The sequence below is a fragment of the Candidatus Nanopelagicales bacterium genome, assembly GCA_037045355.1.
Taxonomy (GTDB): domain Bacteria; phylum Actinomycetota; class Actinomycetes; order S36-B12.
This window is the reverse complement of sequence record JBAOHO010000021.1, coordinates 133,141-150,198: the sequence shown is the minus strand read 5'-3', so window position 1 is coordinate 150,198 and position 17,058 is coordinate 133,141. Positions and strand designations below refer to the sequence as shown.

The 17,058-nt window shown below is 65.7% G+C and carries 20 protein-coding genes and 4 tRNA genes; 8 read left to right on the top strand and 16 right to left on the bottom strand.

Annotation, left to right across the window (positions count from 1 at the left end):
* Positions 1-50: 50 nt before the first annotated feature.
* From nusG to V9E98_11415, 3 genes are all read right to left on the bottom strand, one after another.
* Positions 51-1,031 (bottom strand): transcription termination/antitermination protein NusG, encoded by a 981-nt coding sequence (nusG, locus tag V9E98_11425; GenBank protein ID MEI2717585.1) that lies wholly within the window; start codon positions 1,029-1,031, stop codon positions 51-53.
* Between the two features lie 13 nt (positions 1,032-1,044).
* Complete coding sequence (secE, locus tag V9E98_11420; GenBank protein ID MEI2717584.1) at positions 1,045-1,281, bottom strand: preprotein translocase subunit SecE; 237 nt, start codon at positions 1,279-1,281, stop codon at positions 1,045-1,047.
* A gap of 100 nt (positions 1,282-1,381) precedes the next feature.
* Positions 1,382-1,454 (bottom strand) — tRNA-Trp (locus V9E98_11415).
* Positions 1,455-1,742: 288 nt separating this feature from the next.
* On the opposite strand from V9E98_11415, the gene V9E98_11410 reads away from it, so the two are divergent.
* Complete coding sequence (locus V9E98_11410) at positions 1,743-2,942, top strand: pyridoxal phosphate-dependent aminotransferase (GenBank protein MEI2717583.1); 1,200 nt, start codon at positions 1,743-1,745, stop codon at positions 2,940-2,942.
* A gap of 99 nt (positions 2,943-3,041) precedes the next feature.
* Here the strand turns inward: V9E98_11410 and V9E98_11405 are convergent, their stop codons facing one another.
* On the bottom strand, positions 3,042-4,094 hold the full coding sequence (locus tag V9E98_11405) for a UDP-N-acetylmuramate dehydrogenase (GenBank protein ID MEI2717582.1): 1,053 nt from the start codon (positions 4,092-4,094) through the stop codon (positions 3,042-3,044).
* An 11-nt stretch (positions 4,095-4,105) separates the two neighbouring features.
* Here V9E98_11405 and V9E98_11400 point away from each other — a divergent pair, with 11 nt between their 5' ends.
* The gene (locus V9E98_11400) at positions 4,106-4,822 is read left to right on the top strand and encodes a DUF3558 family protein (protein ID MEI2717581.1); all 717 of its coding nucleotides are present in this window, start codon (positions 4,106-4,108) and stop codon (positions 4,820-4,822) included.
* Between the two features lie 79 nt (positions 4,823-4,901).
* On the opposite strand, the gene V9E98_11395 is transcribed toward V9E98_11400, so the two are convergent.
* From V9E98_11395 to V9E98_11360, 8 genes are all read right to left on the bottom strand, one after another.
* Positions 4,902-5,330 (bottom strand): MaoC/PaaZ C-terminal domain-containing protein, encoded by a 429-nt coding sequence (locus V9E98_11395; protein ID MEI2717580.1) that lies wholly within the window; start codon positions 5,328-5,330, stop codon positions 4,902-4,904.
* A complete protein-coding gene (locus V9E98_11390) occupies positions 5,327-5,788 on the bottom strand; it encodes a MaoC family dehydratase N-terminal domain-containing protein (protein ID MEI2717579.1) in 462 nt (153 codons plus the stop codon). The genes V9E98_11395 and V9E98_11390 overlap by 4 nt, the downstream gene beginning before the upstream one ends.
* Positions 5,788-6,597 carry a glucose 1-dehydrogenase gene (locus tag V9E98_11385; protein ID MEI2717578.1) on the bottom strand — a complete coding sequence of 270 codons (810 nt, stop codon included), beginning with the start codon at positions 6,595-6,597 and terminating at the stop codon, positions 5,788-5,790. The genes V9E98_11390 and V9E98_11385 overlap by 1 nt, the downstream gene beginning before the upstream one ends.
* 324 nt (positions 6,598-6,921) lie before the next feature.
* Positions 6,922-7,089, bottom strand: coding sequence for a 50S ribosomal protein L33 (gene rpmG / locus V9E98_11380; protein ID MEI2717577.1), 168 nt, complete (start codon positions 7,087-7,089; stop codon positions 6,922-6,924).
* A 36-nt stretch (positions 7,090-7,125) separates the two neighbouring features.
* A tRNA-Met gene (locus tag V9E98_11375) sits at positions 7,126-7,199 on the bottom strand.
* 51 nt (positions 7,200-7,250) lie between these two features.
* Positions 7,251-7,326, bottom strand: a tRNA-Thr gene (locus tag V9E98_11370).
* An 88-nt stretch (positions 7,327-7,414) separates the two neighbouring features.
* Positions 7,415-8,152, bottom strand: coding sequence for an aquaporin (locus tag V9E98_11365; GenBank protein MEI2717576.1), 738 nt, complete (start codon positions 8,150-8,152; stop codon positions 7,415-7,417).
* 121 nt (positions 8,153-8,273) lie between these two features.
* Positions 8,274-8,358, bottom strand: a tRNA-Tyr gene (locus tag V9E98_11360).
* A gap of 102 nt (positions 8,359-8,460) precedes the next feature.
* Here V9E98_11360 and V9E98_11355 point away from each other — a divergent pair.
* The 6 genes from V9E98_11355 (at position 8,461) to V9E98_11330 (ending at position 14,549) form a co-directional block, all read left to right on the top strand.
* The gene (locus V9E98_11355) at positions 8,461-8,952 is read left to right on the top strand and encodes a YajQ family cyclic di-GMP-binding protein (GenBank protein MEI2717575.1); all 492 of its coding nucleotides are present in this window, start codon (positions 8,461-8,463) and stop codon (positions 8,950-8,952) included.
* 265 nt (positions 8,953-9,217) lie between these two features.
* Complete coding sequence (locus V9E98_11350) at positions 9,218-10,564, top strand: 2-oxoacid:acceptor oxidoreductase subunit alpha (GenBank protein ID MEI2717574.1); 1,347 nt, start codon at positions 9,218-9,220, stop codon at positions 10,562-10,564.
* Positions 10,542-11,120 (top strand): hypothetical protein, encoded by a 579-nt coding sequence (locus V9E98_11345; GenBank protein MEI2717573.1) that lies wholly within the window; start codon positions 10,542-10,544, stop codon positions 11,118-11,120. The genes V9E98_11350 and V9E98_11345 overlap by 23 nt, the downstream gene beginning before the upstream one ends.
* A complete protein-coding gene (locus V9E98_11340) occupies positions 11,117-12,172 on the top strand; it encodes a 2-oxoacid:ferredoxin oxidoreductase subunit beta (GenBank protein ID MEI2717572.1) in 1,056 nt (351 codons plus the stop codon). Before V9E98_11345 ends, V9E98_11340 begins: the two co-directional genes overlap by 4 nt.
* Positions 12,173-12,254: 82 nt before the next feature.
* Positions 12,255-13,235 (top strand): hypothetical protein, encoded by a 981-nt coding sequence (locus V9E98_11335; GenBank protein ID MEI2717571.1) that lies wholly within the window; start codon positions 12,255-12,257, stop codon positions 13,233-13,235.
* A gap of 138 nt (positions 13,236-13,373) precedes the next feature.
* Positions 13,374-14,549 carry an acyl-CoA dehydrogenase family protein gene (locus tag V9E98_11330; protein MEI2717570.1) on the top strand — a complete coding sequence of 392 codons (1,176 nt, stop codon included), beginning with the start codon at positions 13,374-13,376 and terminating at the stop codon, positions 14,547-14,549.
* A 27-nt stretch (positions 14,550-14,576) separates the two neighbouring features.
* Here the strand turns inward: V9E98_11330 and V9E98_11325 are convergent, their stop codons facing one another.
* The 4 genes from V9E98_11325 to V9E98_11310 all read right to left on the bottom strand — a co-directional run bounded on the left by V9E98_11325 (position 14,577) and on the right by V9E98_11310 (position 17,056).
* The gene (locus V9E98_11325) at positions 14,577-15,578 is read right to left on the bottom strand and encodes a polyprenyl synthetase family protein (protein MEI2717569.1); all 1,002 of its coding nucleotides are present in this window, start codon (positions 15,576-15,578) and stop codon (positions 14,577-14,579) included.
* A 43-nt stretch (positions 15,579-15,621) separates the two neighbouring features.
* Positions 15,622-16,020 (bottom strand): hypothetical protein, encoded by a 399-nt coding sequence (locus V9E98_11320; GenBank protein MEI2717568.1) that lies wholly within the window; start codon positions 16,018-16,020, stop codon positions 15,622-15,624.
* Positions 16,021-16,221: 201 nt separating this feature from the next.
* The gene (locus tag V9E98_11315; protein MEI2717567.1) at positions 16,222-16,533 is read right to left on the bottom strand and encodes a hypothetical protein; all 312 of its coding nucleotides are present in this window, start codon (positions 16,531-16,533) and stop codon (positions 16,222-16,224) included.
* Positions 16,534-16,684: 151 nt separating this feature from the next.
* Complete coding sequence (locus tag V9E98_11310) at positions 16,685-17,056, bottom strand: hypothetical protein (GenBank protein ID MEI2717566.1); 372 nt, start codon at positions 17,054-17,056, stop codon at positions 16,685-16,687.
* Between the last annotated feature and the right edge of the window lie 2 nt (positions 17,057-17,058).

Below are 17,058 nucleotides of genomic sequence, written 5' to 3'. Positions count from 1 at the left end.
TCACTCGTTCCTTGCTCGTGCTGGCTGTGTTGTGTCCCGGGGAGGGGTCGTCATGCCCGTTCGACCTGATCGAAACGTAGTTCGACCGGGGTGTCACGACCGAACAGTTCGACCATCGCCGTGAGTTTCTGACTCTCCCCATTGACCTCGGAGATGGTGGCTTGCAGGGTCGCGAACGGCCCGTCGATCACCGTGACCACGTCACCCACGGAGAAGTCGCTGACCACAACCGTCTGGGTGGCGGGGGCAGCGCCACCGGAGCTGGCTGCTTGCTGTGCCGCGCTGTCGGGAGTTGCGGCCGCTGCGGGCTTGGACGTCTCGGGCGGCTGCAGCATACGCACGACCTCGTCGATGCTGAGCGGTTGCGGGTTCTGGGCACTACCGACGAATCCGGTGACTCCGGGAGTATGGCGCACCGCGCCCCACGTCTCGTCGTCCATGTCCATCCGCACCAGAACGTAGCCGGGCAGTTTGATGCGGCGGACCCGCTTCTTCTCGCCCTTGCGGAACTCCCAGACCTCTTCTTCGGGGACCTCGACCTGGAAAATCCGGTCCTCGAGGTTCATGGTCTCGCGACGACGCTCGAGGTTGGCCTTCACTCGCTTCTCGTAGCCGGCGTAGGAGTGGATCACGAACCACTCACCGGGCTGCATCATGAGTGATTCGCGCAGGTCGGGTTCACCCGCCTCGTCGATCTCGCCAGTGCCGACATCGACACCGGCATCTCCCGCGCTGGGGCTTGCGTCGTCATCCGCGGCGGCAACATCACCGTCGGAGGCCGGCTGTTGTGCGATGGCGGCCTCATCCTCGACCTGGGTCACCTCTGCGGCGGCCGCGTCTGAGGAGTTCTCGAACTGAGTGGCTTCGTCCGGCGCCAGGTCAGGATCCGTCACTTCGGAGAGTTCGGACTGGACGGCGGCCGTCTCATCGGTCGAGGCGAACGGATCGGGGGCGCTGTCGACGGCGGTAGTCCCATCCCCGGTCTCGGCGGGGACTGCCGGTCCGTCGGACCACGTCGGCTGATCGGTCACTTCATTCCTTCCGTCACTCGCCGCCGAACAGGGCGAGAACGCCGCGTCCGAATACGAAGTCCATGAGGGCCACGATCCCGGCCATGATCACCACGAAGACGATGACCACGCCGGTGTAGGCGATGAGTTCCTTGCGTGTGGGCCAGATGACCTTGCGCAGCTCGGCGATGACCTCGCGCAGGAACAAGGACAGTCGGGCGAACCAGCCCAGGCTGTCCCGGTCAGCTCGCGCTGTTCCGGTTCCGCTCACTGTTCCTCCGCGTCTGTCGCTGCTTGTTCGTCTGGCTGGTCGAGCCGTCTCCTTCGGATCGAGCCGTCTCCTTCGGATCGAGCCGTCTCCTCCGGTCCAGCAGGGCCGGAGGGACTTGAACCCCCAACCGCCGGTTTTGGAGACCGGTGCTCTACCAATTGAGCTACGACCCTGTGGAGCCACAACTCCGCCGAGGACTGACCACTGGGGGTGGGCAGGCTGCCGCAGGGCGGTGACACACCGGGTCCGAGTGTAGATGCCGACGCGGGCGCGGTCCAATCCCCCGAACCCCCGCAAGGTCCCTGAGTCCCCGTGAGTCCCCGTGAGTCCCCGTGAGTCCCCGTGAGTCCCCGTGAGTGCAGGGCGATCTTCTTGCCGAAGCTCGGACAAGTGCCCACGTGCACCTCTTGGCGAAGACGGGACCCCTTCCCGGCCGGGGTTCCCGATGAGAGGATGACGCCATGTCTGCCTCCGCACGGGTTTCCCAAAGAATCGGCTCCATCGCAGAGTCGGCCACGCTGGCCGTCGACGCCAAGGCCAAGGCCATGAAGGCCGCCGGTCGCCCGGTCATCGGCTTCGGCGCGGGCGAGCCGGACTTCCCCACCGCCGACTACATCGTCGAGGCGGCTGTCATCGCGGCACGGGACCCGAAGAACCATCGGTACTCCCCGGCCGGAGGCCAGCCCGCCTTGAAAGAGGCCATCGCGGCGAAGACGGAACGGGACTCGGGCCTCGTGGTACCCCCCAGCCAGGTTCTCGTGAGCAACGGCGGCAAGCAGGCTCTCTACAATGCGTTCGCCACCCTGCTGGATCCCGGCGACGAGGTCCTGCTGCCCGCGCCGTACTGGACCACGTATCCCGAGCTCGTACAGCTCGCCGGGGGGACGGTGGTCGAGGTTCCGACGGACGAGTCGACCGGGTATCGGGCCAGCATCGCGCAACTCGAGGAGTATGTGACGGACCGCACCAAGGTTCTGGTGTTCGTGTCACCGTCCAACCCGACTGGCGCCGTCTACTCCCCCGCCGAGGTCGAGGCCATCGGACAGTGGGCCGTCGAACGCGGGCTCTGGGTCATCACGGACGAGATCTACGAACACTTGGTGTACGGCGATGCGGAGTTCAGTTCCATGCCCGTACTGGCACCGGACCTCGCCGATCGCTGTGTCGTCGTCAATGGGGTGGCCAAGACCTACGCCATGACCGGCTGGCGCGTGGGGTGGATGGTGGGTCCCGCCGACGTGGTCAAGGCAGCGACCAACCTGCAGTCACACGCCACCTCGAATGTGTGCAATGTGGCTCAGGCCGCGGCCTTGGCAGCCGTGTCCGGGGATCTGGCCGTCGTCGCGGAGATGCGCACGGCGTTCGACCGGCGCCGACGCGACATCGTGGCCCTGCTGAACGAGATCGACGGGGTGGAATGCCCCGAACCCGAGGGCGCCTTCTACGCCTACCCCTCGGTCAAGCAGGTCCTGGGGCGCGACATCCGTGGTCGGGTCCCCACGACCACCGCGGAGTTGGCGGAGATCATCCTTGACGAGGTCGAAGTCGCCGTCGTGCCGGGCGAAGCGTTCGGCACACCCGGGTACTTACGTCTGTCCTATGCACTGGGCGACGACGATCTACGCGAGGGCGTGACCCGGATCGCCACTCTGCTCGCCTGAGCCTGGATAGGGTCTGGGCGCCTTTCCTCCGTCACGGCCTTTCCTCGGTCACGGCCTTTCCTCGGTCACGGCCTTTCCTCCGTCACAGCCTTTCCTCCGTCACAGTTCGCATCCCACCAGCACCGGCTCAGGTGACAGTCGGATCCCGAACCGATCGGCCACCCCGATACGGATTTGATTGGCGAGCGCCAGCAACTCAGCGCTCGTGGCCGAACCTCTGTTGGTCAATGCCAGCGAGTGTTTGGTGGACACCGCCGCCGTGCCCGTTCCATACCCCTTGCCGAAGCCGGCATTCTCGATCAACCAGGCAGCGCTGACTTTCACTCCGCCCTTGACCGGGAACCGCGGGGCCTCGTCGGGCAGCGTCTGGGCTGACGCCGGATCGATGATGGGATTGGTGAAGAAAGAACCGGCGCTCCAGGTGTCGTGATCGCTGTCATCGAGCACCATTCCCTTCTCACCACGCAGGCCGAGCACGGCCGCTCGGACATCACCGAGAGGAGCGCGATCACCCAATCCCACGCCTAACCGCCTGGCCAACTCCGGGTACGTGATCGGCCGTGATGATGCCGAGCGCTCGAGCCGGAATGCCACCGCGAGGATCACGTACCGGCCCGGGCGTCGTTTGAACACGCTGTCGCGATAGGCGAATCCACATTGGCCGGGGGTCAACTCCCTGATCTCCCCGCTCTTGCGGTCGAAGAGCCGGACTCGAGCGATGACGTCCGCGACCTCTTGACCGTAAGCGCCGACATTTTGGATCGGTGTGGCCCCCACCCGACCGGGGATACCCGAGAGCGCCTCGACGCCTGCGAGTTCCGTGGCCACCGCGGTGGCCACGAGGTGATCCCAATCCTCACCTGCCTCGGCGATCACCTGGGCGGCACCACACCCTTCCGCGATCGCGACCCCACGGTTGCGCACGAGCAACACGGTGCCGGGCCATCCGTCATCGGCGACGACGACGTTGCTTCCGCCACCGAGGACGAGCAGCGACTCCCCGTCATGGTCCGCTCGCTGCACCTCGGCGATGATCTCGTCCTGGGTGGTCGCCTCCACAACGCGGTGAGCCGGGCCCCCCAGGCGCAAGGTGGTGAGGTCTGCCAAGCACACATCGGGCAGCGCCGGGCGCTCATCGACGGGCTGGACCACAGGCCTATCGTATGGACAGCACCTCAGGGACGGGAGTCGACCTCATGCGCAGCGCCCTTTCGCCAGAACCGAACCCTTCGGGGGGGCTGGCCCGTCCGCGAGGACTGACCGGTGCGCAAGGACGGGCGCGAGCGGCGAGACTGTCCATTTCGGCATCAATTCTGGCTGTCGGCGCGTTGGTTGCGGGGTGTTCGGGGTCAGCGCAACCCGGAGGGCCGGTTTCGACCGGGTCGGCGACTTCCGCCGTGCCGACCCCTTCCGCGACCTCGGCGCTGCCGAGCGAGTCGGTGTCAGCCGTCAGCGCTGATGACCCTTGTGGCTTGCTCACCGCCGATGAGATCAATCAGGTACTCGAGACAACGTTCCCCGCCGGGGAAGAGTCCACTGATGGCGCCCGGCAGATCGCGACCTGCACGTTCACCAAGATGGGCGACGTCGGTGGTGTCGAGGTCCCGGAGGCGATCGTCGACGTGAGCGTCTCCCAGATCGATGGTGCCAAGTCGTATGACACCAACGTCGATCTGGCGCCGGCCTACTTCGGGGACAAGGCCAGGCCCGTCGAACTACCCGGCGCCAAGCGCGCTTACATCCTCACCAACGAGGAAACCGAATCACCTGTGGTCGGGATGCTGGTGGGCGACCACTTCGTCATGGTCCAGATCGGAGTCGGCGCCAGCGACGAGCAGGCCCTACAACTGGCCACCACCGCAGCGGCTCGGATCAGTTGACGCGCGCCGGAGCAGGTAGGCGGCGCTCAGTGTGCGGATGACGGGGTGCGCGGATGACGGGTTCCGGGAATGCGTGCCGTCAGAGCCGTAGTTCCACCACAGCGCGCGCCTGCTTCAGCACTTCCTCGTCACCGGACATAGCCGTGATCTCGATCGCCACGTGACCGTCAGCCAGCTTCTCGGCCACCTGCGCGGTGATCGTGACTTCAGCGCCACGATCGTCGTCGGGCACCACCACCGGACGGCTGAAACGGGCCTGATAGGACCGAACAGCGCCCGGATCGTCCAGCCACTCCGTGACCACTCTCGCAGCCGTGGCCATCGTGAGCATGCCGTGCGCGATGACGTCGGGAAGCCCGACTGCGGTCGCGATTCGTTCATTCCAGTGAATGGGATTGAAGTCGCCACTGGCCCCTGCGTACATGACCAGATTGACGCGCTGCAGCCGCACTCTCAGCGGGGGGAGCTCGTCGCCGACCGAGATGTCATCGAATGTCACTGTGGTCATGGCGCCACCTCCACCGCGGTCCCCCGGGACACGATGACCTCCGACGTGGTCACGACGAGTTCGCCGGCCACTGTGCTCACTTCGCTGCGGGTGGTGAGGAACTCGTTCTTGCCAGACGAGTGGATGTCGGCGATGACTGTGCTCACGACCAGTTCGTCACCGGCGCAGATCGGACGTGTGTACTCGAAGTGCTGCTCACCGTGCACCACGCGGCCATAGTCCAATCCCAGTTCCGGGTCGAACATCGCCATGGCCATGGCCTTCATCGTGAGCGTGAATGGGAAGGTCGGTGGGGCGATGAGATCCGGATAGCCGAGTTCCCGCGCGACATCGACGTTGTGGAACACGGGGTTGTTGTCTCCGATGGCGGTGGCGAAGTCACGAATGTGCTCGCGGCCGACGAGGTAGCCGGGGGTGGCGGGGTAGGCCTTGCCGACGTACCCGGGGTTGAGAGGCATCACATGCCTCCGAGTTGTCCGCCGGTGACAGGGATGGTGACCCCGGAGACGAAGTCGGAATCCGACGAAGCGAGGAATGCCGTGACGTTTGCTATGTCCTCCGGCAGACCGAGGCGGCCCAGCGAGATCATCGCGCGCGCCATGGTCCGCATTTCTTCCGGGATCCCGTAGGTCTCACCCGATTGTTTGGCCGCGGTGAGGCGGGTCTCCACGAAGCCCGGAGCGACTGCGTTGACGTTGATACCGAACGGCCCGAGTTCCCGAGCCAAGGTCTTGGTCGTGGCGATGATGGCGCCCTTGGCGGCGGTGTAGTTAAACTGGCCGGGGTTGCCCATCAGCGCCGCGACACTCGAAGTGAAGATGATCTTGCGGTGATAGGCGGGGGCGCCGTTCTCCTTGATCTCCGCCTTGGCGACCTCACGCATGAAGGGCATGGCGGCCAGCGTGGTGTGGAAGCCCGTCTTGAGGTTGGTGTCCACCACGAAGTCGAAGAGTTCGTCGTCCAGTCCGTGGAACATCTTGTCCCGCGTGGTCCCCGCGTTGTTGACCAGAATGTCGAGTTGGCCGAACTCGCTCACGGCGCGGTTGACCAGCGCGTGCGCCTGATCGAGTTCGACGGTGTTGGCCACGGCCGCCACGGCCCGCCCCCCCGCCTGTGTGATCAGATCCACTGTCTCGGCGGCGGGAGTCTCGTCGATGTCATTGACCACGACGGCCGCCCCATCGGCAGCCAGGCGCAAAGAAGTGGCCTGCCCGATTCCCCGGCCACCGCCGGTCACAATCGCCACCCGGTCGTCCAGACGTCCCACAGTTCCTCCTTGATCCGACTTGATCCGACTTGATCCGACTTGATCCGACTTGATCCCGACCCGATCCCGATCCGACGTGAATCGATCGATTCCCCGAACCTATCCCGGTGTGCGTGTCGATCGCCTGCGGGGGCGGCGAGGGACTCGGACACACATGCCCTAGCGCCGGAACTGCAGGAGCTGTGCCGCTAAGCCCGTGATCTGTGAGTGTGGGGGGCAGCAGTGAAGAGAGCGAAGGGAAGGGGGGTGGTGGATCCTTCAAGTAGCGGCGAGGCGATCCGCCTATGGCCTGGCTGGGGTGCTGAATCGCCTACGACCGCTTGCTCAGCGGGTTTCCTTGTGCACCGTGCTGGCGTTGCAGCGCGGGCAGAACTTCTTCAACTCGAGCCGGTCGGGGTTGTTGCGCCGGTTCTTCTTCGTGATGTAGTTGCGCTCTTTGCAGTCCTGGCAAGCCAAGGTGATCTTGGGGCGGACATCGCTGGCCTTGGCCATGAGTCGGTTCCTTTCGGAAGTTGTTTCTGTGAGGGGTAGCGGAGGCGGGACTTGAACCCACGACACAGCGATTATGAGCCGCTTGCTCTACCAGGCTGAGCTACTCCGCCCTGGCACCGAAGTGCCGGTTGTTCAGTTGTCCGCTGCTGCCATGAGCAGCATGGAGCCCCAATACGGAATCGAACCGTAGACCTTCTCCTTACCATGGAGACGCTCTACCGACTGAGCTATTGGGGCGAGCGTGAGTCAGGGTACTACGCGCGCCCCCCGGACTGATAACTGGCGACCGAGCCCCCGGCGTCACAGCGGCACGGGGCCAGTTCGATCAGGCCTTGTTCCGCTCGAGGGCTTCTTCGCCCTCGTCGCCCAGGATCGCGTCATGCGGCCGCACCAGTGCCCAGAAGCCGACGGCCAGCAGCCCGCCGAGGAACGGTGCGATCAAGAACAACCACACCTGCTGCAACGACTCGCCACCGGCGAACAGCGCCGGTCCCAACGAGCGAGCCGGGTTGACCGAGGTGCCAGTCAGAGGGATTCCGACCAGGTGGACGGCCGCAAGGGTGGCGCCGATGGCCAGGCCAGCGAAGCCCGGCGCAGCGGCGTGGTCGGTGACCAGCAGGATGACGCCGACGAAAGCTGCCGTCAGAAGGAGTTCGGCGACGAAGGCACCAAGAGCGTTGGGGCCGTTGCCGCCGAACGCGTTGGTACCGAGTCCACCCGTGCGATCAGCGACCCCACCGAACTCGACCAAGACGTAGAGCACCGCACCTCCCAAGGCAGCGCCCAGGAACTGCACGACCATATACAGCAAACCCTCTTTGACCTCCTGGCGACGCGACGCCATGAAGGCCAAGGTCACTGCCGGGTTCACATGGCAGCCGGACGTCGGTCCGAGCGCGTAGGCAAGACCCATCAAGACGAATCCGAACGCCAGCGCCACACCAGTGACACCGCTCGCGGGGTAGTCGGACAGCCCACCGATCCCGCTGACCGCCGCGCCGACGGCCAACAGCACAAGCAAGAACGTCCCGACGAACTCGGCGGACAATTTGCGGGCGAGCATTCGAACCTCCCGGATAGAACCCCACCGGCCGAGTGGCCCCGAACCGGTTACTGCCTTCCAGGCTAGAGGCCTATGCGAGGCACACTCGCCACGCCCCCGCAGGGGATGTTCAGGATTCCGATGGTGGCGGGTAGTGGATTCGAACCACTGAAGGCAGAGCCGGCAGATTTACAGTCTGCTCCCTTTGGCCGCTCGGGCAACCCGCCGTTGTCGGTTGACGACCGCGCTCAGGGTAGCAGGGGTCCCGACCCCAGCTACGGTCGCGCTGCCACAATGGGCCTCGCGGCGTTTTCCGGAAGGCGGTTCTCATGGCAGACAGCAGTTTCGACATCGTGTCCAAGGTGGAGCGGCAGGAGGTCGACAACGCGCTGAACCAAGCGCAGAAGGAACTGCGCACCCGCTTCGACTTCAAGAACACGGGGGCCGGGATCGAGTGGACCGGTGACCTCAGTGTCGAGATCACCGCCGGCACCGAGGAGCGAGCCCTCGCCGCCTTGGATGTGTTCAAGGACAAGCTGGTCAAGCGCTCGATCAGCCTCAAGGCCCTCGAGTCCGGTGAGCCTCGACTGTCCGGCAAGGAGTACAAGATCTCGGCGTCATTGCAGTCCGGGCTCACCGCCGAGCAGGCCAAGAAGCTGGCGAAGATCATCCGCGACTCCGGACCCAAGGGGGTCAAGCCGCAGATCCAGGGTGACGAACTGCGCGTCTCCGGTAAGAAGCGCGACGATCTGCAGGCAGTCATCGCTCTGGTCAAGCAGGAAGATCTGGACTTCCCGGTCCAGTTCACGAACTACCGCTGATCGCATCCGCTCGGGCGCTGACCGCATCCGCTCGGGCGCTGACCGCATCCGCTCGGGCCCCGGAGGTGGTGTACGTCACCTCGACCCTCAGACACGCTGGGTTGGGCCGACGCGGGAAGTGGGGCACAATTGCACGTGCCCTCGCGGGTGTGGAACTGCCCTCGCGAGAGCCGCAACTGATCTCGCGGGTGGCCGTACCTCTCGTGGGCTCGCCGACCGACGACCAATATCCGGGCCCACTCGGCCCCGGGTCCGAAGGATGACCGTGGCCAAGGAACGCATCGAACGCAGCGACGTCATCATTCGGTTCGCGGGCGACTCCGGCGACGGCATGCAACTGACCGGAGACCGCTTCACCTCCGCCACTGCCTCGTTCGGCAATGACCTGTCGACCCTGCCCGACTTCCCCGCCGAGATCCGCGCACCCGCCGGGACGCTCCCTGGTGTGTCGGCCTTCCAGATCCATTTCGCCGATCACGACATCATGACCCCGGGCGACTCCCCCGATGTGCTGGTGGCCATGAATCCGGCCGCACTCAAGGCGAACATCGCTGATCTGGGCCGCGGCGGCACCGTCATCGTCAACACCGACGAGTTCACCAAGCGAGCGACGCAGAAGGTCGGGTACGACACGGATCCGCTCACGGATGGTTCGTTGGACTCCTACAGCGTGCACCCGATCCCCCTGACCTCGCTGACCGTCGGAGCGCTGGAGCCCTTCGACATCTCCAAGAAGGAGGCCGAGCGGGCCAAGAACATGTTCGCGCTCGGCTTGCTGTCGTGGCTCTACGACCGGCCGACCGATCAGACCAAGGCATTCCTCGACGACAAGTTCGCCAAGAAGCCGGAGATCCTGGCGGCCAATCTGGCTGCCTTCGAGGCCGGGTGGTCGTTCGGGGAGACCACGGAGACATTCGCCGTCCAGTACGAGGTGCGGCGGGCGGAGGTCCCGACCGGCATCTACCGCAACATCACCGGCAACCTGGCCCTCGCCTATGGTCTCGTTGCCGCAGCCCAACACAGCGGCATCGGGATGTTCCTCGGCTCCTATCCGATCACCCCCGCCTCGGACATCTTGCACGAGTTGGCCAAGCACAAGCGCTTCGGCGTGACCACGTTCCAGGCCGAGGATGAGATCGCCGGCATCGGTGCCGCGCTGGGGGCCGCCTACGGCGGGTCGATCGGCGTCACCACCACCAGCGGACCGGGATTGGCCTTGAAGTCCGAGACACTGGGCCTCGCCGTTGCGCTGGAACTCCCCCTGATCGTGATCGACGTGCAGCGCGGCGGCCCGTCCACCGGGCTGCCGACCAAGACCGAACAAGCCGACCTGCTGCAAGCCATGTTCGGGCGAAACGGCGAAGCGCCGGTACCGATCATCGCGCCCCAGTCCCCCGGCGACTGCTTCTACGCCGCGCTCGAGGCCGTGCGGATCGCGACGAAGTACCGGACCCCCGTCTTGGTCCTGTCCGACGGCTATCTGGCCAACGGCGCCGAACCGTGGCGGATCCCTGACGTCGACGCACTGCCCGACCTCTCGGTGAGTTTCACCACGGAGCCCAACGACACCGACACTGACGGCAACCGCCGTGTTCCACCCGTTCAAGCGTGATCCGGAGACACTCGCCCGCCCATGGGCCGTTCCGGGCACCACCGGCCTGGAGCACCGCATCGGCGGCCTCGAGAAGGCCGACATCACGGGCGACATTTCCTATGACCCCGCCAACCACGACTTCATGGTGCGGACTCGCCAAGCGAAAATCGACGGCATCGCCGACGACATCCCGCCCCTCGCGGTCGACGATCCCAGCAGCGAGGCCGACGTGCTCGTGTTGGGTTGGGGCTCTACCTACGGCCCGATAGCAGCGGCTTGCCGGCTCGTGCGCGACGACGGTCTGCAGGTGGCTCACGCGCATCTGCGCCACCTGAATCCGTTTCCCGCCAACACCGCCGAGGTGCTGCGCCGCTACCGGCGGGTCATCATCCCGGAGATGAACCTCGGTCAGTTGGCGCTGCTGATCCGCGGGCGCTACCTCGTCGATGCCCTCCCCTACAACCAGGTGCGGGGGCTGCCCTTCCGCTCGGAGGATCTGGCTGACGTGATCCGCAGCGAGATCGGCCAGGACCAACCCGACATCACCGGCCTCGCCGAACGGAGCCTGACATGACCGCCACCGAGCTGCCCGCCCTCGACTTGGTCCCCAAGTCCGATGAACCGCTGTCGGCGAAACAGTTCAAGAGCGACCAAGAAGTCCGCTGGTGCCCAGGGTGCGGCGACTACGCGATACTCGCCGCTGTCCAAGGGTTCCTGCCGAGTCTGGGACTGCGTCGCGAGAACATCGTCTTCGTCTCCGGGATCGGCTGCTCCAGTCGGTTCCCGTACTACCTGAACACCTACGGACTGCATTCGATCCACGGCCGCGCACCGGCCATCGCCACCGGACTGTCCGTCAGCCGCCCCGACCTGTCCGTCTGGGTCATCACCGGCGACGGCGACTCCCTGTCCATCGGTGGCAACCACCTCATCCACGCCCTGCGACGCAACGTGAATCTCAAGATCCTGCTGTTCAACAACCGGATCTACGGCCTGACCAAGGGCCAATACTCGCCGACCTCCGAGGCCGGCAAGATCACGAAATCAACCCCCATGGGCTCTGTCGACTACCCCTTCAACCCGGTGTCGCTGGCGCTCGGCGCCGAAGCCACGTTCGTGGCGCGCACCATCGACTCGGATCGCAAACATCTGACCGCTGTCCTGGGGGCAGCCGCGGCACACGAGGGTTCGGCGTTGGTGGAGATCTACCAGAACTGCAACATCTTCAACGATGGGGCGTTCGAGCCGCTGAAAGATGCGGGCATCAAGGACGAGCATCTGATCCGCCTGCGGGCAGGGGAACCGATCCGATTCGGGATCGACGGGCATCGGGGCGTGATCCGAGATCGCGACGGGCACGTCAAGGTCGTCGAAGTGGCCGACGTCGGGGAATCGGAACTCATCGTGCACAACCCCGCGGCCGACGACCCCGGTGTCGCCTTCGCGCTGTCCCGGCTCGTGGACCCGGGCACGCTCGACAAGACCGCCATCGGGATCTTCCGCGATGTACAACGGCCCTCCTACGACCGGCTCGTGCGCGAACAGAACGCCGCCGCCGGGTCGGCCGCCTCGGACCAGGATCTTGCGGCTCTGCTCGCCGGTCGCGATACCTGGGTGGTCACCTGACTCGTCCATCGGGCGCCGCCACACAGTTCCCGGTCACTGCGTAACCGAGAGGAACAAGAGGCACGAGCACTAGGCTCGCGATGTGGGGCATTCGCAGTTGGACATCCCGGCGACGGCCTTCTCCATCTCCTTCGGGCTGGCCGGACTGACGTCGGTGTGGCGAGTGGCCGCCGACGATTTCGCGGCCCCTGACGTCTTGCCGGGCTTGCTGGCGCTGCTCACTCTGGCCGTGTGGCTAGTCCTGGTGACCCTGTACGCGCGCCGACTGATCTCCCGGAAGACGTCCCTGACTGCCGAGTTGACCCACCCCGTCACCGCGCCATTCCTTGCCCTGATCCCTGTGACGCTCGTCGTGCTGGCCCCTGAAGTCCACCACTGGTCTGTTCCGGCTTCTCTGGTCCTCACCGTCGTGGGTGCGGCGACCGCACTGCTCCTGGGAGCCTGGTTGACCGGTCGATGGGTGGGACACGGAGTTCCCGAGCGCGCATTGAACTCGGCCTACTACCTGCCAACTGTCGCCGCGGGGCTCATCACCGCAACAGCACTGGGCGCCCTCGGGTATCCGGAACTGGCGCTCATGGCGTTCGGGCTGGGCGGAATCGCGTGGCTCCTGCTCGGGTCCATCATCAACAACCGCAACTTCGTGGTCGAATCGCTTCCGCCCGCCCTGGTCCCGACCCTGGCCATCGACGTGGCCCCCTCGGTAGTCGCCGGCAACGCCTGGTTCGTGATGAACGGGGGTGTGACCGACAGCATCCAATACGTGTTGGCCGGATTCGCGGTGCTGATGGTCTTGGTGCAGGTGAGACTCCTGTCCCTGTACCGCAGTCTGCGCTTCTCGGCCGGTTTCTGGGCGTTCACCTTCTCGTATTGCGCTGCGGTGGCCTATGGGCTGCGCTGGCTGCACACCACCGACGCCGCCTGGGCCACGTGGCTGGCCTGGACCCTCATCGCAGCCGTCACGCTGTTCCTTGTCGGGATCGCCGTACGCAGCATCGCGGCCCTGCGCTCAGGCGAGTTGTTCGGACCTGACCCGACGCCTTCTGTCGCTCCCGCTTCATGACTGCGCGGAACTCGGCCCAGCTCCCGACATGAACCGCAGCCGCCGGCGGACCTGCAACCCGCCCGACATCCGCGTGTCCCTGACCACATCCCGGCATAGCGCGGTGCGCGAGCGTGCGGTGCCCCGTAGGTTCCCCCTATGACCACCGATCCCTTTCGCACACCCGAGCGCGCAGCACTCGCCGCCACCGTGCGGGCTTTCACGACCGACCACATCGCTCCACACGTGGACGAGTGGGAGGCCAACGGCGAGATGCCGCTCAGTCTGCAGAAGGAGGCGGCCTCCCTCGGACTTCTGGGGGTTGGTTTCCCCGAGGAAGTCGGAGGATCCGGCGGAGACACGGTCGATATGACGATCATCATCGAGGAGGTTCTCGCGGGCGGCGGAACCGGTGGGGTTGTCGCTGGGATGCTGACGCATGGCATCGCGACACCTCATGTCAGTGACGAGGTACTTCGCCGTCGGGAGTCAGGTGACGAGGCCGGCGCCACTTACCTGCTGGAGCGGTTCGTCCGACCGGTCCTGGCCGGGGAAGTGGTCGCGTCGCTGGGGGTGACCGAACCGGACGGTGGCTCCGACGTTGCCCGGCTGCGGACCACCGCGGCGCGCGACGGCGACAGAGTGGTGTTGAACGGGGCCAAGACCTACATCACTTCCGCGACCCGCGCAGACCACGTTGTGGTCGCCGCTCGCACCGGAGGTGAGGGAGCGGAAGGTATCTCGTTGATCGCCGTTCCGACCGACACTCCCGGCTTCTCGATCACCCGGAAACTGGACAAGATGGGCTGGCGCTGCAGCGACACCGCCGAGATCTCGTTCTCCGATGTGAGTGTGCCGGCTGCGAACGTGCTCGGGTTCGAGCAGGGATTCGCGTCCTTGGCCCGACACTTCGTCACGGAGCGCTTGACGCTGGCTGTGACCGGATACGCCACGGCGCAGCGCTGTCTGGACCTCAGCACGGCCTGGGTGCGCGACCGCGAGACCTTCGGACGCCCGCTGGTCACGAGACAGGTGGTTCGCCACATGCTGGCCGAGATGCATCGACAGACCGACATCGCTCGGGTCTACTGCCGCGACGTGGCAGCCCGGCATGCGGACGGCCAACAAGTGCTGCTACCCGCTCTCCTGGCCAAGACCACAGGTGTGGCCGCCGGCGAGTATGTCGCCGACCGGGCCGTGCAGTTGTTCGGCGGCGCGGGATACATGACCGGCACCGAGGTCGAAAGGCACTACCGCGATGTCCGCATCCTTGGCATCGGCGGCGGCGCGACCGAGGTGATGACCGATCTGGCTACCCGACTGATGGGTCTGTAATCAGCGGCGACAAGCGCGGCTCCACCGTCATCCGGTGCGAGCCACCACGTAGTCACACAGTGACGACAGCGCGGCAGTCGCCGGGAGATCAGGCAACGGCGCCAGGCACTCCCGCGCCTCGGCCGCCCACAGTTGCGCCTGGGCCTGCGCCTGGGCGAGTGCCGGGTCCGCCCGCAGGAGAGCGAGCGCTTCAGCGTGTTCCCGATCATCGGGGAGCGGTCGGCTCAGCAGGTCGGCGAGCCGACTGCCGTCGTCACGTTCCAGAACCAGCAGTCCGGGCAAGGTGGCGATACCTTCGCGGAGATCGGTGCCGGGGGTCTTGCCTGAATCCGACGAGTCGCTGGTGATGTCCACCAGGTCGTCAGCGAGTTGGAAAGCCACCCCGATTCGTTCGCCGTACCGCGTGAGCGCGTCGACGATGAAGTCGTCTGCCCCGGACTGCAGGGCACCGAACCGCGCTGAGGTGGCGATGAGGCTGCCGGTCTTGTCGGCCAGGACGGCGAGATGGTGATCAACGGGGCTGTCACCTGGGCCAGGCCCCATCGTCTCTCGGATCTGACCGACGCAGAGACGCTCGAAAGTACGCGCTTGGAGCCGCACCGCCTCCGGGCCGAGGTCGGCCAGGATGTCCGAGGCACGCGCGAACAGGAAATCGCCGGTGAGGATCGCGACGGTGTTACCCCACCGGGAGTTGGCGGATTCCGCGCCTCGGCGTCTCGGGGCCTCGTCCATCACATCGTCGTGATAGAGGGTCGCGAGATGGGTCAACTCCACGACCACGGCCGACGGGATGACCCCGGGGGCGGCGTAGTCGCCGTACTCCGCCGACAGGAGGGTCAGCAGAGGTCGAAACCGCTTGCCGCCGGCGGAGACCAGGTGCCGTGAAGCCTCGGACACAAAGTCATCACTGCTCTTGACCGCATCGGCGAGTTGTTCCTCGACGGCGGCCAGGCCGTGCAGCAACCTACTCTCGAGCTGCGGACTCGGCAGGGGGAAACCCACCGAAGTCCGTAACTTGGAGTTGGTCATGACACGAGGGTAGGGGGTCCGGCGGACTTCCACCCATTCGAGGTCAGCCTCCGAGCGACGCGTCCTGCAGATTCGTGGCGCACTCGGTGACCTTCTCGGTCAGTTGAGGCTCCGCGATCACGACTGGCGCCAACGCCTTGGCTTGGTCACTGAGCTTCTTGACCTCGGCCTTGATCTTCGCTGTCTGCTCCTTGGTCATCGTCCCGGTGGGCCCGTCTGCCTTCTGTGCGTCCTCGGTGAGCTTCTTCGCCTCGGCGAGAACAGCGTCGACCTGGTCGCAGAACGCATCGACCTTGGCTTCGTTCTCGGTGTTCGCGATCTCCGACGGGGGGACCTCGGGCGGGGCGGAGGAACCACCGCTGCCGGAGGTGCTGCTGCTACAGGAGGCAAGCGCAACAACCAGGAACGGAGTCGCGGCCAGGGCGAGGGTGGACTTGCGCATGTGATCTCCCTGCATCGGGACGGCGGTCAGGCGCCGGGGTCGGCAGCACAACGGTAGCCGGATCAGCCGGGGCACGGAGGATTTCCCGTCAAGAGATCCACGAACGCTCGACCACGTGTGGGCCGCTGGTTGACCGACTGCAACGCCGCCAGCGCGCCGCGATGGTGGCGCGCAGCAGCCGAGGGATCGACGGATCCGGGGTTAGCTGCCCTGCTGCAGAATCTCGGCAGCCTGTTGGCTGCATTCGAGGATCTGTTGGGCCAGTAGCGGATCGGAGATCACCGCGCCGGCAAGTTCGGAGGCCTGGCCGGCCAGGGCCTCCGCGTCCTTCTGGAGTTTCTTGGCCTCAGCCTGCTTGGTGTTGCCGTCCAGCACCTTGGCCTGCTGGGAGAGTTCCTTGACCTTCTGGCAGTACTCGTCGACCTTCGCCTGGGCATCGGGGCTACCAGAGCAAGAGGACAGCCCCAACACGAGGATCGGTGTTGCGGCCAGAGCGATCACGGACTTGCGCATGGATTCTCCCTGCATCGACGGGTCTTCGTCACGCTATCGACCTGGGCGGGAAAGGGGAAACACATTCGACCGGAAATGCGTGACGGCCCGCCCCCGGTAGGACGGACCGTCACGCGAACTGGTCGGTTGATCAGACAGCTGGTGAAAAGGCTCAGCCGCTCTGCAGGACGTCGCTGGCCTGCTGGCTGCACTCCAGGATCTCCTGCGCGAGCGAGGGATCGGACATGACGGCACCGGCGAGTTCCTGCGCCTGACCAGACAGCGCCTGGGCTTCCTTCTGCAACTCCTCGGCTTTGGCCTGATCGGGATTGGCCTGCAGGTCTTTGGCCCGCTGTGAGAGTTCCTTGACCTTCTCGCAGTAGGCAGTGACCTTCGACTGGGCGTCGGAGCCGCCTGCGGCCGGAGACTCCGCGGCGGGGCTGCTCGCCGGTGTGGGTGTGGTTGTGGTTGTGGTACTGGAGCACGATGACAGCGCGAACACCAGGAATGGTGTCGCGGTCAGTGCGATCACGGACTTGCGCATGG

What these genes read in the sequence shown, in the direction of transcription:
- V9E98_11410 (MEI2717583.1), top strand. Translation starts at nt 1,743, where the DNA reads ATGTCTGCCTCCGCACGGGTTTCCCAAAGAATCGGCTCCATCGCAGAG.
- V9E98_11400 (MEI2717581.1), top strand. Translation starts at nt 4,106, where the DNA reads ATGGACAGCACCTCAGGGACGGGAGTCGACCTCATGCGCAGCGCCCTT.
- V9E98_11395 (MEI2717580.1), bottom strand. Translation starts at nt 5,330, where the DNA reads ATGACCACAGTGACATTCGATGACATCTCGGTCGGCGACGAGCTCCCC.
- V9E98_11390 (MEI2717579.1), bottom strand. Translation starts at nt 5,788, where the DNA reads ATGCCTCTCAACCCCGGGTACGTCGGCAAGGCCTACCCCGCCACCCCC.
- rpmG (MEI2717577.1), bottom strand. Translation starts at nt 7,089, where the DNA reads ATGGCCAAGGCCAGCGATGTCCGCCCCAAGATCACCTTGGCTTGCCAG.
- V9E98_11365 (MEI2717576.1), bottom strand. Translation starts at nt 8,152, where the DNA reads ATGCTCGCCCGCAAATTGTCCGCCGAGTTCGTCGGGACGTTCTTGCTT.
- V9E98_11355 (MEI2717575.1), top strand. Translation starts at nt 8,461, where the DNA reads ATGGCAGACAGCAGTTTCGACATCGTGTCCAAGGTGGAGCGGCAGGAG.
- V9E98_11340 (MEI2717572.1), top strand. Translation starts at nt 11,117, where the DNA reads ATGACCGCCACCGAGCTGCCCGCCCTCGACTTGGTCCCCAAGTCCGAT.
- V9E98_11330 (MEI2717570.1), top strand. Translation starts at nt 13,374, where the DNA reads ATGACCACCGATCCCTTTCGCACACCCGAGCGCGCAGCACTCGCCGCC.
- V9E98_11325 (MEI2717569.1), bottom strand. Translation starts at nt 15,578, where the DNA reads ATGACCAACTCCAAGTTACGGACTTCGGTGGGTTTCCCCCTGCCGAGT.
- V9E98_11320 (MEI2717568.1), bottom strand. Translation starts at nt 16,020, where the DNA reads ATGCGCAAGTCCACCCTCGCCCTGGCCGCGACTCCGTTCCTGGTTGTT.
- V9E98_11315 (MEI2717567.1), bottom strand. Translation starts at nt 16,533, where the DNA reads ATGCGCAAGTCCGTGATCGCTCTGGCCGCAACACCGATCCTCGTGTTG.
- V9E98_11310 (MEI2717566.1), bottom strand. Translation starts at nt 17,056, where the DNA reads ATGCGCAAGTCCGTGATCGCACTGACCGCGACACCATTCCTGGTGTTC.